Genomic DNA, 12,787 nt, shown 5'->3' with positions numbered 1-12,787 from the left:
CAATGAAGAGCGGACCAGTCTCAGGGTTGATGTGTCGGTGGCAATGGCGGTTCTTCGGCCATTAGCAAAATCGAAATACGCCGGTTCGCCGCAAGGTATGGATCGTTTGGGAAGAGCGGATCGGAATCGGCTTTGCCAACCACACCAAAGATCTGATCTGATGGGACGCCATGTTCCATCAGGATAGAGCGAACGGCATTGGCCCGATCTGCTGACAATTCCCATCCGGAGTAGCCCGTGTTGACGGGGACATTGGAGGCGGTGGTATGGCCGCTGATCTTTATCCTGTTTGGCATGCTGGCAAGAACGGGTGCCATTGTGACGATCAGGCGCCGGGTGAAGTCGTAAGGATATTTGGCCCCTTCCGCAAACATTGAACGGCCATCCTGATCAACCATCTGGATGTTGAGGCCTTCTTCTTCTTCTTCTATGATGATGTGTTTTGAAATTTCAGAGATTTCAGGCAGTTCCTGCCAAGCCTGTCTCAGAGAGGCTGCGGCGGTTGCGAACATGCGCGGTTTTTCGATCTCTGTCTTTTCAATGTCGTGGGTGTTGGCTTCCGGGCCCTGCTTGGTGCGCTGATCGTGGCGCTCCTCGGCAAAGTCAGAGTCGTTTTCCTGCGGAACGGCTGCTACCTGTTTGATATATTCGCGCACGGGCATGCCTTCGATTTCGATCATGCCGGCCTTGCGCATCACTGGTTTGACGCCAAATGCATCTTTCATCGAACCGGCGACAACCTGAAGTTTCTGGTTGTCCTGAATCGAGAAGGAAATGATCAAGACGAAAAAGCAGACAAGCAGGGACATCAGGTCGGCAAAGGTTACCAACCAATCGGGAGCACCTCCGCCGCCTTGAGGTTTCTTTTTCGCCATTGTTCTGCTCATCTCTCTGATTTGCGTCCTGTTTGGACCATCAACCTTTTTGGAGCGTTGTTACGCAGCTTCGTCCTGCAAATCGCTTCTCGCTTTTTCCGGCAAATATGCGAGCAGCATTTCCCGGATCAGATTGGGGCTCTTGTTCTCGCGGATCTGCATGATGCCATCGATGATTAGGGTCTGATTGAGATCTTCCCCATCCAGCTTGGCATCGAGCTTGTCGGTGATGGGGATACAGATCACGTTGGAAATCAACGCGCCGTAAAGCGTGGTCAACAAGGCAACCGCCATGGCGGGACCAATCGCGGATGGGTCATCCATCGCGGCAAGCATCTGCACCAGGCCGACCAGCGTACCAATCATTCCGAAGGCGGGAGCGGCATCGCCCAGCTGCTTGTAGAAGCGTTTGCCCTCTTGCAGACGTTCGATATAGAGATCGCGCTCTCGTTCCATGCTTTCGCGGATGAAATTGGGCTCATATCCATCGGCGATGAATTGTACGCCCTTTGCGAGGACAGGATTGTCAACTTCAACCCCTTCGAGACCCAGCGGGCCACTTTTGCGGGCGACGTCTGCAAGTTCGGTGATCTTTTCGATCATGTCGCGCGGATTGGTTGCCTTGCCACCAAAGGCGACGCCCCCACCGGTCATGATGGCTCCGCCGATCCCACCCAACGTGAAGCGAATGAGAGTCGCAGATAGGCCACCCCCGACCACGATGAGGACGGATGGAATATCGATAAACTGGCCAAGCGTGCCACCCATCATGATCGCGGTTAACACGATGCCAAATGCTGCGACCATACCAAGGAGTGTTGCAATATCCATTGATGTTTCCCGACTTAACTTTCGGAATATAATTCCAACGCCATGTTACTTCTGGCAGTCTATGAAAACAGCTCTAATGGTTTGCTAATGGATTGCTCAAAAAAGCCCTTTTTTCGAATAATTTCTCTTAAGGTTACCAAAGGGATAACGAGGTTTCAGGGCTTTTGGAGCGGGTCAGCCGGGGGGCTGGCCCAGTCGTTTGAAAAGGAAATCTGGCCGTTTCAGGCGACGCCGACACGCAGGAAGTCATGCATGTGCAGCAAGCCAACCGGGCGTTTGTCATCGACGACGAATATGGCGGTAATGGCCGATTTGTTCAGTAATTCGATTGCAGTTGGAACCAGAATGTCCGGCCCGAGGGTCTTGGGATTTTTCGTCATGACGGCTTGGACATTTTTGGCAAGCAGATCCGTGCTGAGATTGCGGCGCAAGTCACCATCGGTCACCATGCCGACCAGTTTGCCGTCATCATCAAGTACGCCCACACAGCCAAATCCCTTTTGCGACATGATGACGATCACTTCACTCATTTGCGTCTCTACACCGACCAGAGGCATTTTGTCTCCCTGATGCATAAGGTCGCGAACATATTGGAGACTTGCACCCAGGCTGCCACCCGGATGGAAGATCTTGAAGTCCTGGGCGGTAAAACCGTGACTTTCCAGAAGCGCAATCGACAAGGCATCTCCAAGACTTAACTGCATGACACAGGATGTTGTCGGAGCGAGGCCATGCGGGCAGGCTTCTTCGACCTTGGGCAAGGTAAGGTGAATGTCTGACTGGGTCGCAAGCGTGCTCTCGGGATTGGAAGACATGCCGATAAGGGGAACCTTGAAGCGGCGGGAATAGGAAATGATGCTTGCAAGCTCAGCCGTCTCGCCAGACCATGACATGGCCAGTACGACATCTGCGTCCTTGATCATGCCAAGATCGCCGTGGCTTGCTTCTCCGGGATGAACAAAAAATGCGGGTGTTCCGGTAGAGGCAAGGGTTGCTGCCACCTTGCGAGCGATATGGCCGCTCTTGCCCATGCCTGTGACGATGACCCGGCCAGCTGCTGCGCGAATGGTGGCAACGGCTTGTTCAAAGGGGGCCTTGAGCCCGTCTTTCAATGCAATCTGAAGGGCCTTCAGGCCTTCGATTTCGTTGCTTATCGTGTGGTTGGCCGAGAGACTGGGAGAAGTTGCTTCGCTTGAGACTGGCGTGTTCATTCACAATCCTGATCGTTTTGAGGGAGATGGAGTTTGTCTATACCAAAGAGTGCAATATGAAAAGGCATCCGGATTCTTCGGGTGATCTTTCTTTTTGCCCCGAATTTGACTGCAATATGGCAGGTGCCAAGGCAAGGAGTTATTAACCAAATTTCTTTACGATCTGGAAAGGATTTCGTGATGCGCTTTTTGCTTTTTGCAATAGGTGGAGCGCATCGGAGTGGGCGCCAGTTTGCCTTGAAAGAGGCATTTCCTTAAAAAGAAGGTCATTGTGTTTTGAGGCAGTCTGCGATTCAGGCCATGTTGGTATCCGGTTTGATGGCCGGGAGCTGCTTTTCCGGTACCGCGGCATTTGCGCAGCAAGTGAGCGGAGTGTCTTCCACAAGCAGTCTTTTCGCTGCAAGTGATAATCTGGCATTGCGTGGATCTTCTTCGTCATCGGATACTGTCTCGCCTGTTTCTCCGGTCGGGTCAACTCAGATATCGGAGGTGGTCGAAGACGAGATTGGCCCCTATGACCCGTTGGGTGTTCGTGTCGGGCGCTTTTTGTTCTATCCCTCGGTTACCTTCTGGGGGACTTTCACGGACAATATCGACTTGAGCGAAGACCGGCAGACCGGGCGGGTCGGTTCAACGGATCTGGACGTTACCATTCAGTCGGACTGGAGCCGGCATTCTCTCAAGGTCGAGGGGGCCGCTTCAATGTCGGGCTATCAAACGCCCAACAGGAAGCCGGAGAATGAGGAATCTCTTGGCGGCGAATTGCGGCTTGACCTGTCCGATGGCACCGAATTGACCATTACGGGCAGTGCAAGTCGAGCGATCGAAGACAGAGACAGCGTCGACCTTGACCAATCTGGCGGCAGTGCGAACTATCTGACCAACCTTCATTCCGGAGCTCGATTGCAACGGCAGGCAGGGCGGTTGTTGTTGCAGCTACGCGGTTCGATAGATCGTTCCAATTACGAGAATGACAGCAGCCGGGACTATAACACCTATGGTGCGGGTGGCCGCGTTGGGGTGTCGCTTACCGATCAGGTCATGCCTTTTGTCGATGTTGAAATGAACCGCAAGCGATTTGATGAGGACACAAATACACAAAGCGGCGACACATTGCGCGGAGCCATCGGGATTGCGCTCACGAACCGGGAAGATCTCTCCGGTGAAGCCTCCGTCGGTGCCATGGTCTGGAAGCCTGATGCCTCGGCAACGGACAATGACAAGTCCTTGTTTGTTGATGCCAGTCTGGCCTGGTCTCCCAACACGCTCTGGACGTTCAGGGGCGGGTATACCACAGAAATGTCATCGTCTGCGACCGATGCAACAAGCGTTCGAACGCGCACGGTTTCCCTCTCAGCGGATTATGCGGTGCTGCGCAATCTGGTTTTGTCAGCTGAAGGTTCGGCGGCCCATGAGACCTATAACGGGATCTCCCGCAAGGACTGGGTGCTGGATGCGACCTTCAATGCGACCTACTCCTTCAACCGCTATGCACAGCTGATTGTGAGTGCAGGACATCAAAGACGGGACAGCAGCGAAGAGGGTTCTGACTATGAAGCCAATAAAATTCGCATCGGGCTGAAGCTTCAGCGTTAACCCACTTCCATCCTGTGACGGTTGACAAAGACCACGTCATAACAGCTCCTTGCCGACATTTCGAGCCAATGGTTTGCCTTGTCTGACTTTGCATGCACTGGGGCGCGTTTATCTGTTGTCTTGAGCACAGGACTGAACAGTTTCATCCTAGATGTTGTCAGTCTTGATGTTGTCAGTTGAACCGCACCGTTGCCATTCGCGCAATTGCCGGGCCAGAGAATTGTGTGTCCATCAGGCTGACATTCGATTCCAGACTGAAACCCTGATTGATGACAAAGCTCGGCTTATGCATCAAGGCTCTCAGATTTTTGGGAACCGGCTTGGATAGGCGTGCAAAACGCGCTGTACTGGCGGCTTGTTCGATATGGGCAAAGTAAGCCATGGTCGAGGGCCCATAGGCGTAAGTCAGGCGGTTCAGCTCGTCGGAGTCGCCGTATGACGGATCTGTGCTTGCCATTATCTGGGCAGGCAGCGAGTCCGCAGCTTTTGGCAAAGAGGGTGGTACGGTGGACGCATTCACGTCGCCAGACAGGTTGGCCAGCAATTTTCTGTTGGCAGATTTGGGCATGGTGGTCAATTCATCCCCTTGTCCTGCATTCGCCTTCAGAGGGGCCGTTTCCGGCAATATTGCAAGGAATGTATTGTCCGCCGATGCATAGGCAAAGCGGGTCGGATTTGCCGACTTGTCTTCCGTTGTGCCCTTTGTCATCTGCTCCAGAATGTCGGTGGTTTGCTCTTTGACTTCTGTCTGTTGCGTGGCTGTCTGCTGGTCCGGGACAGCCTTGGCGTCGATGCCTGCTTCCTGACTGGCAGGATAAAGAGAGGCCAGAGTCATATTCTCGCTTGTTTCGATAGTGCCTTTGGTCGCGCTTGCCACTTCTTCAGGGGCTGGTGCGGCGGCTGAGGCTTGCAATGCCTGTGAACTTACAGGCACTTCGACCGGCGTCTTGAAGGCGTCGGGTTCGATGCTCGCCAGGCGCTGTGTCGATCCGGTAATTTCGCCGGGTCTGGAGCGAGGAAGGTATGTGAGAATAAAGGGTTTTTCGGCCTCCCCACCGCTTTCAGCCCGAAATTCTTCGTCCGCCTGTTTGGCCTGCGCAATGATCTGTTCCGGGTCCGGCACGTCTGTGCTGGCCTTGTTTTGAGCCAATGCGATGCGGACTGTCCTGACCTTTGGAAGGGCTGCCAATGTCTCAGGCAAAAGAAGCTGGTTGATGTCTTCTTCGCTTTCAAGAACCTCATCTGTCTCCTGAATGGTCGGCTCCTGAGACTGGGCAAATTCTGGTGCTGGAGGTGCTTTCGGTGTGCGGGTCAGAAGCTTGCGGAACAGGCTTCCACCGCTGTCCTGATCCGATTGCGAAAGGGAAGCGACCTCTTGCGTTTCTCTGGTGCTTGTTTTTGATGGCGCTGCGGATGCATATTGGGTGAAGCGCCGAGCCGAACGAGAGGCTTGCAGCATTGCCGCCTTGCGCTTGTCAACCTGCGCTTTTGCCACCTTGTAGCCGGAAAATGGCTTGCCATCACTTGGCACATGGACCGTTACGCCATCTGGAAAAACCTTGGCAAGCTGCTTGCGAGACATGCGGGGCCAGTGACGGACGGAACCGGTATCAATATGAATGAAGCGGGAGCCGGGATAGTAGCCAACGCCACCTGCCTGCATTTTAAGGCCTACCGTGCGAATGCGGTCAAGCGGGACGCCGGGCAGATAGAAGTCCATCGCCATACCCATCGTGTGGCGGCTGTTTTTGGCGACGCCCTTGCTTTTGCTGCGCAACATGTTGTTGGTGGCGGGGGAACGGTATCCGGAAAAAACGGTAATCGGTTGCTTGGCACCCGTGTCCCTGTAAACCTGCCAGATCAGGTCAAACAGAGAGGGATCCATCTCGGTCTTTTCATTCCGTCGCCAGTCCCGCAAAAACTGATTAAGTTTGCGCAATCCGTCCGCATCGAATTTGCCGTCCCGTTTGTAAACGATCTTGGCAGATTCTTTGGTGTGCGCATTATACAGGTTTAGCGAGCGGGTGCTTGAGAGAGCCGGGTTTGCCGTCAAAAAGCAAAGAAAAAGAAACCCGACAATGAACCCTATCTTTTGTGCCATTGAACCTACATTCGTATCAGCAAAGGCCTGGACTGCGGACCATTTCGGTGGCAGATGCATGACTAGTCTGGCCAAGAGACATCCATTTTCTGGACAAGATCTGCTCATGGTCAGAAACTGAACTGCATGAAGACATTCCTTTGCTGGGGTCCAAACAGGGCACTTCAGACAAGTGAAACGGGGTCTTCTTGCAACCGGTTTATTTCATTGATAGCAGAAATCTTGCATATCTTCGAGCCAATTATGCTTGCGACATGGTAAACGAAACCCAAATTTAAGCATAATTAGCCGTTGAAACACAGATAATCCGCGTTTCAGGCGTAACCTGCTGTCCAAATGCGGCAAAAGGAAGCCCTTGGCCCGATCAAGTCCGAAAGTCGATTCTTATGTTTAACAAAGCCTTAAAGATTGAGGGCTTTCTTGACCGTATTGTTGTGGCCGTAGAGATCGTTTCTTAGTAGCAACTGTCCGTCTTCAGACATCCAGGTTGTAAAATAGACCAGATGAACCGGTATCTTCTTGTCCAGACGAACCGTGCGTTCCTCTTTGCCCAGCAGCTTCTTGACACGGTCTGCATTCCAGTTGGCCGTTTGTGACAAGACAACTTCTGCTAGCTCGAAGGGGTTGTGTACGCGAACGCAACCATGGCTGAAGGCGCGATAATCGCGGTTGAACAGGCTTCGCGACGGAGTGTCATGCAAATAGACGGAATGCTGATTGGGGAACATGAACTTGATGTTTCCGAGCGCGTTACTGGTTCCCGGCGTTTGACGAAGACGCACCATGCCCGGTTCAACCTTGTCCCAATCCAGAAGAGACGGATCAATGATCTTGGTCTTGCCTTCCACGCTCGCAAGTACCTGATAATTCGTGTTGGCAAAGAAAGAGGCCGGGTTCGTCTTTATCTTTGGCAGCAATTCGTTCGAGGCAATTGACTTGGGTACATTCCAATAGGGGTTGACGACCAGATATTCCATTTGATCGGAGAAAAGCGGTGTCTTGTGGGCGCTTTTCCCGACCACGACCCTAGTCTGATGGATGACTTTACCTTTGTCGACGACATCAAGGCTGAAAGTCGGAATGTTGACCATGACATACATTTCGCCCAGATCACGCGGCAGCCAGCGCCAGCGCTCCATATTGGCGATCATGTCTGCCAGCAATTTCTTGTGGTCGCTGCCACGGTTCATGATGCTCAAGGTGGCGTTGCCAACGATGCCGTCAGCGATCAGACCATTGGTGAGCTGAAAGTCCTTGACTTTTTCCGCCAGTGACTTGCTGTAAAGATTGGCATCTTCAGTATTTTGCTCAGGCTCCAGCCCAATTCTCTCGCGAATCAGAGGGACACGCTCGTCCCGCATTCCGATCTTGAGGCTTTTGCCGTTTGGAATGGGTGTTGTCTTCTCTCTCGAGCCCAGTGCGCGAATATGATTATATTCGTTTCTCAGAGCCAGGAAACCCTTGTGAGGCGGGTTGTAGCTGCGCATGTCGGCCACGGGATCGGCACTGATCGTCAATTTGCTCAATGCGGCAATCGAGTCAGGATAGTGCGGCTTGATCGTGACCTCTTTTTTGGAAAAAATGCGTGGGTCCACCCGACCGGCAAAAGCATCTCTGGTGTAGCGCGTGACTGCCAGAGACAACAGGATATCGGCCCTGGCTATGTCTTCGGGAGATGATCCCCTTTTACGGGATGTGGTTAGCAGGGGCGTTTTGTAGTCAGCCGGATTCAGGCCGTCCCGATCTGCGCGTGCAAGCGCGAAAATCAGTTTTCTTGCTGCTCTTGTCCATTGGCCATTGTCAAACCATGCTGGGGCAAAGTTGCGCTCTTCGTAGAAGGCCTCGAGAGCTGCATTGTCTCGTTTGGTCAGAAAATCGCTGGTTGCGGGGCGCTCTTCAAGTGCCTTGGCAATTCCGTCTGCGATATCCTGATCTGCCTGCTGATCAATATCTCCCAGATTCGTCTTGCACATGTTGGACAGGATGGTGTTGATCCGGGATTGATTTTCGATATCGCTCAACAATGCACTTGATGGGTGATCGCCAATCAGGACAAGAGATGCTTGGGCAGTCTGGTCTTCGTCCGGTGTCGCATATGCAGACCCCGGAAAAGCAAGCATGAGGGCCACCAGAGCGGTGTGGGTGCGTTTCATTATCTCAAATCCCGAAATTTCAAATCAGCAGCTTTGGAAATAGTAGTGAGGCCAATATGGGAAATTGTGCAACAGCTTTTTCAAAACAAATGGGGCTTGAACAGCAGTGCAAGCTTTTGTGTAACCATGCTGCAACGCTCCATGCCTAGGTACCGGATTGGGCAAGATCATGGTCTTCCTGTTCCAGCCCATATTCCTTGAGTTTTCTGTATAGCGTCGAGCGACCAATTCCCAAACGTCGGGCCGCATCGGACATGCGGTAATCATGGTGGATAAGTGCCCGCTTGATAATTTCCGCTTCAAGTTCGCTCAAGGGGCGAATGTTGCCCTTCTCATCCAGCAATCTCAAAAAGCCCCACGGATCCTGCTGTTGCTGATCGGTCTGGTTGTCTCCAGACGAGGCGTGATTTGCTGATTGTACAGTTCCTGTCGGTCTGAAGCCCGTTTGACTGCCGGGCAAAGGGGATATGCCCGAAGGTACGGATGTTGGCGCTGACATCGAAGCCGGATGAGCAGCCGCAGGGAGTTCCAGCGCCTCCACTTCATCGGGATTCGGGGAGCGTGCTTTGACGATGCTTGCGCTATAGGCACTCATCTGGCTGGCAATTTGCGGGAACTCATTGACCGTCAGTTGATCGCTGTCACACAGGACCACAGCCCTGAAAATGGTGTTTTCAAGCTGTCTGATATTGCCAGGCCAGTCGTAACCTTGCAGCAGGGTTATGGCCTCTGGGGCGATGTTGGCCAGATTCTTGCGGCCTTCTTCCGCAGCAAAACGGGACAGAAATGACTTTGTCAGGGTTGGTATATCCTCCTTGCGGTCTCGCAAAGGGGGAACGCGGATCGGAAAGACGTTGAGGCGATAGTAGAGATCTTCTCTGAATTTGCCGTCCTTGACCATCTGAATAAGGTCTTTGTTGGTCGCCGAAATTAGCCGCAGATCCACCTTGACCGGTTTTACGGCTCCGACCGGGTCAATCTCCCCTTCCTGTAGTGCGCGGAGCAGTTTGACCTGGGTATCAAGTGGCAACTCGCCAACTTCATCGAGGAACAAAGTGCCACCATTGGCTTCGACGAACTTGCCGGTATGCTTGTCGTTGGCGCCGGTGAAGGCTCCTTTTTCGTGTCCGAACAGGATGCTTTCGACCAGATTGTCCGGGATCGCACCGCAGTTGACGGTAACAAAGGGCTTGTTTGATCGGTCGGATGCATTCTGGATTGCCTTTGCGATCAATTCCTTGCCGACGCCCGATTCCCCTTCAATGAGAATGGGGATATTTGATTTTGCGGCCCGCTGTCCCAGATTGATAACGCGATCCATCATCTGGCTTGAGGAAATGATGTCCTTGAAACCAAGGCTGCCGGTCTGTTTGGAGCGAATGCGAACGATCTCGTCTTCAAGGGCATTGACCTTGAGTGCGTTGCGCATCGCGACCTGAAGCCGTTCCGGGGCGACCGGCTTTATGACGAAATCGAACGCGCCTGCGCGCATCGCGTTGACGGCAGTGTCGATACCGGCATGGGCGGTCTGGACGATGACCGGGACCTTGATATCCGACTTTTGCAAGGCTTGCAAAACGCCCATGCCATCGAGATTGGGCATGACAAGATCCAGAACCATCAAATCGAAATAGTCGTGGGCATTCTGATTGAGAATGGCGATGGCCTGTTCGCCATTTTCCGCGCTGAAAGATCGAAAGCCGCTTTTCTCGACAATTGCTTCCAGCAGGCGCCGCTGTACCGGATCGTCGTCCACAATCAGAATTCGCTCGCTCATGGGGTCCCTCGGCAGATTGTCAAATGCGATTGTTTCCAGTGGTGTCAGTGGCAAGGCCAGCGACCGGGTTGAACAAACCCATTGGTGATGGGAATCACTGCGTTTTGTTTCATTTTGAACCACAATGCGCGTGACTGGTTAAGAGAGCGTTAATTGTCCGGCCGCGATTGCTTTTCTGTTCCGTGAGGAAACTGTGAAAATATGAGAATCGTCAACGGTTTGAAGCGGGACAAATAAAGGGCTTTCGTTCACCTTACGATTTAGACATTTGACCTTATGGCAGGAAGTCTTATCTTAATCGTGTTAATCGCCACTTCTCAGACCGTGAGCCGACTGGCTGACCCCCTCATTTGTTTTTGGATTCTGTTTATGAACGCTGACCATATTCTCTATACTTCGTTCGCCCGTTCTCACTCGAGCGCAGATGCCGCATCCGCCGGTACGTCAATGGCGGGACTGCCGGAATGGGATCTCAGCGATCTTTACAAGGGATTGGATGATCCCCAGATCGAGACGGACTATTCTCTTTGTCAGGAAGAGGCTGCGTCTTTTGCAAAAGACTATCAAGGTCAGATCAGCTCAAAGCTCAGCACTGAAGGCGGGGACAGCCTGGCAGACGCGCTCAAGCGCTATGAAGCCTTGCAGGAGCGCATGGGGCGGCTGATCAGCTTTGCAGGTCTGATGTATAATGGCAATTCAACCGATCCGCAGCGTGCCAAATTCTATGGCGATGCTCAGGAGCGTCTGACAACCATATCAACGCAGATGCTGTTTTTCGAGCTGGAGCTGAACCGCGTCGAGGATGATGTGCTTGACGGTGCGATCAGCGCCAGTGAGGCACTTGCCCATTACAAGCCCTGGCTCGATGATTTGCGCAAGGAAAAGCCCTATCAGTTGTCTGATGAGCTGGAAAAGCTGTTTTACGAAAAATCCGTGACCGGTGCCATGGCATGGAACCGTCTGTTCAATGAAACCATGGCGGCCTTGCGTTTCACGGTCGAGCAGGATGGCAAGAGTCAGGAACTGGCTATCGAGCAGACGCTCAATTTGTTGACCGACACGGATGAGGCCAAGCGCAAGCTTGCCGCAGAGGCACTTGCCGTTACCTTCAAGAAGAATATCTCCACTTTCTCCCTCATTTCCAACGTGCTTGCCAAGGACAAGGCGATCTCCGACAGCTGGCGCGGGTTTGAAGATGTGGCGGATAGCCGCCATCTGGCCAACCGGGTTGAGAGAGACGTGGTGGACGCGCTGGTTGAAGCGGTTCAGGATGCCTATCCGCGTCTGTCCCATCGTTACTACAAGCTCAAAGCCAAATGGTTCGGCAAGGATGTGCTTGAACATTGGGATCGCAATGCGCCGCTTCCCAAAGTCCCCATGCGCGTTATCGAATGGCCGGAAGCCAAGCAGATCGTGCAAGAGGCCTATGCGGGATTCTCTCCCAGGATGGCCGAGATTTCCGAGCAGTTTTTCGATAAGGGCTGGATTGATGCGCGGGTGCGGGAAGGCAAGTCTCCGGGTGCCTTTGCTCATCCGACCGTACCGAGCGTGCATCCTTATGTCTTGCTCAACTATATGGGCAAGGCTCGTGACGTGATGACGCTGGCCCATGAATTGGGGCATGGCGTGCATCAGGTGCTTGCCGGAAAACAGGGTGCCTTGATGGCGCCGACGCCGCTCACTTTGGCAGAGACGGCCAGTGTCTTTGGTGAAATGCTGACCTTCCGTTCGCTTCTGGCCAAGACGCGCACGGTTGAAGAGCGTCGTTCGATGCTGGCAAGCAAGGTTGAGGACATGCTCAATACCGTCGTGCGCCAGATTGCCTTTTATCTTTTCGAACGCAAGCTTCACACTGCGCGCGCCAATGGTGAGTTGACATCGGAACAGATCTGCGAACTCTGGATGAGCGTACAAGCAGACAGTCTGGGGCCGTCAATTCGGTTGAGTGAGGGCTATGAAACCTACTGGTGCTATATTCCGCATTTCATCCATTCCCCATTCTATGTGTATGCCTATGCCTTTGGGGATTGTTTGGTGAACTCGCTCTATTCGGTTTATCAGAATAGCGACGACAGCTTTGTCAGCAAATATTTCGATATGTTGAGTGCTGGCGGCACCAAGCATCATTCCGAGCTTCTGGCTCCGTTCGGTCTGGATGCGCGGGATCCTTCATTCTGGTCCAAGGGTCTGGCAGTTGTTGTGGCGTTGATTGATGAACTTGAAGCACTCGAAGAGGCTTGATG

At 53.0% G+C, this 12,787-nt stretch carries 8 protein-coding genes; 2 read left to right on the top strand and 6 right to left on the bottom strand.

All coding sequences use genetic code 11. From position 1 onward, the window contains the following. Positions 1-20 precede the first annotated feature (20 nt). The 3 genes from ACHZB8_RS12365 to ACHZB8_RS12355 all read right to left on the bottom strand — a co-directional run bounded on the left by ACHZB8_RS12365 (position 21) and on the right by ACHZB8_RS12355 (position 2,917). Entirely contained in the window at positions 21-875 is an 855-nt protein-coding gene (locus tag ACHZB8_RS12365; RefSeq protein ID WP_316860688.1) for a flagellar motor protein MotB, read from the bottom strand. A gap of 60 nt (positions 876-935) precedes the next feature. Further along, positions 936-1,706, bottom strand: coding sequence for a MotA/TolQ/ExbB proton channel family protein (locus ACHZB8_RS12360; RefSeq protein ID WP_316860687.1), 771 nt, complete (start codon positions 1,704-1,706; stop codon positions 936-938). A 221-nt stretch (positions 1,707-1,927) separates the two neighbouring features. Further along, positions 1,928-2,917 (bottom strand): KpsF/GutQ family sugar-phosphate isomerase, encoded by a 990-nt coding sequence (locus ACHZB8_RS12355; protein ID WP_316860686.1) that lies wholly within the window; start codon positions 2,915-2,917, stop codon positions 1,928-1,930. 372 nt (positions 2,918-3,289) lie between these two features. On the opposite strand from ACHZB8_RS12355, the gene ACHZB8_RS12350 reads away from it, so the two are divergent. Continuing rightward, positions 3,290-4,513, top strand: coding sequence for an outer membrane beta-barrel protein (locus ACHZB8_RS12350; protein WP_316860685.1), 1,224 nt, complete (start codon positions 3,290-3,292; stop codon positions 4,511-4,513). Between the two features lie 172 nt (positions 4,514-4,685). On the opposite strand, the gene ACHZB8_RS12345 is transcribed toward ACHZB8_RS12350, so the two are convergent. The 3 genes from ACHZB8_RS12345 to ACHZB8_RS12335 form a co-directional block, all read right to left on the bottom strand. Beyond that, positions 4,686-6,614, bottom strand: a complete 1,929-nt coding sequence (locus ACHZB8_RS12345; RefSeq protein WP_316860684.1) for a DUF882 domain-containing protein — start codon at positions 6,612-6,614, stop codon at positions 4,686-4,688. Between the two features lie 401 nt (positions 6,615-7,015). Continuing rightward, positions 7,016-8,767 (bottom strand): L,D-transpeptidase family protein, encoded by a 1,752-nt coding sequence (locus ACHZB8_RS12340; protein ID WP_316860683.1) that lies wholly within the window; start codon positions 8,765-8,767, stop codon positions 7,016-7,018. 145 nt (positions 8,768-8,912) lie between these two features. Continuing rightward, positions 8,913-10,544, bottom strand: coding sequence for a sigma-54 dependent transcriptional regulator (locus ACHZB8_RS12335; protein WP_316860682.1), 1,632 nt, complete (start codon positions 10,542-10,544; stop codon positions 8,913-8,915). Positions 10,545-10,892: 348 nt separating this feature from the next. Between ACHZB8_RS12335 and ACHZB8_RS12330 the strand changes: the two genes are divergently transcribed. Beyond that, positions 10,893-12,785: a M3 family oligoendopeptidase gene (locus ACHZB8_RS12330; RefSeq protein WP_394706188.1), complete on the top strand. Its 1,893-nt coding sequence runs from the start codon at positions 10,893-10,895 to the stop codon at positions 12,783-12,785. Positions 12,786-12,787 lie beyond the last annotated feature (2 nt).

This window comes from uncultured Cohaesibacter sp. (assembly GCF_963556055.3).
In the GTDB taxonomy this organism is placed as follows: domain Bacteria; phylum Pseudomonadota; class Alphaproteobacteria; order Rhizobiales; family Cohaesibacteraceae; genus Cohaesibacter.
Note: the sequence above shows the minus strand (reverse complement) of the source record. Positions and strands in the feature narration are given on the sequence as shown.

Bases quoted from the DNA above. Each gene is read 5' to 3' on its own strand.
- ACHZB8_RS12365 (WP_316860688.1), bottom strand. From the start codon at position 875: ATGGCGAAAAAGAAACCTCAAGGCGGCGGAGGTGCTCCCGATTGGTTG.
- ACHZB8_RS12360 (WP_316860687.1), bottom strand. From the start codon at position 1,706: ATGGATATTGCAACACTCCTTGGTATGGTCGCAGCATTTGGCATCGTG.
- ACHZB8_RS12355 (WP_316860686.1), bottom strand. From the start codon at position 2,917: ATGAACACGCCAGTCTCAAGCGAAGCAACTTCTCCCAGTCTCTCGGCC.
- ACHZB8_RS12345 (WP_316860684.1), bottom strand. From the start codon at position 6,614: ATGGCACAAAAGATAGGGTTCATTGTCGGGTTTCTTTTTCTTTGCTTT.
- ACHZB8_RS12340 (WP_316860683.1), bottom strand. From the start codon at position 8,767: ATGAAACGCACCCACACCGCTCTGGTGGCCCTCATGCTTGCTTTTCCG.
- ACHZB8_RS12335 (WP_316860682.1), bottom strand. From the start codon at position 10,544: ATGAGCGAGCGAATTCTGATTGTGGACGACGATCCGGTACAGCGGCGC.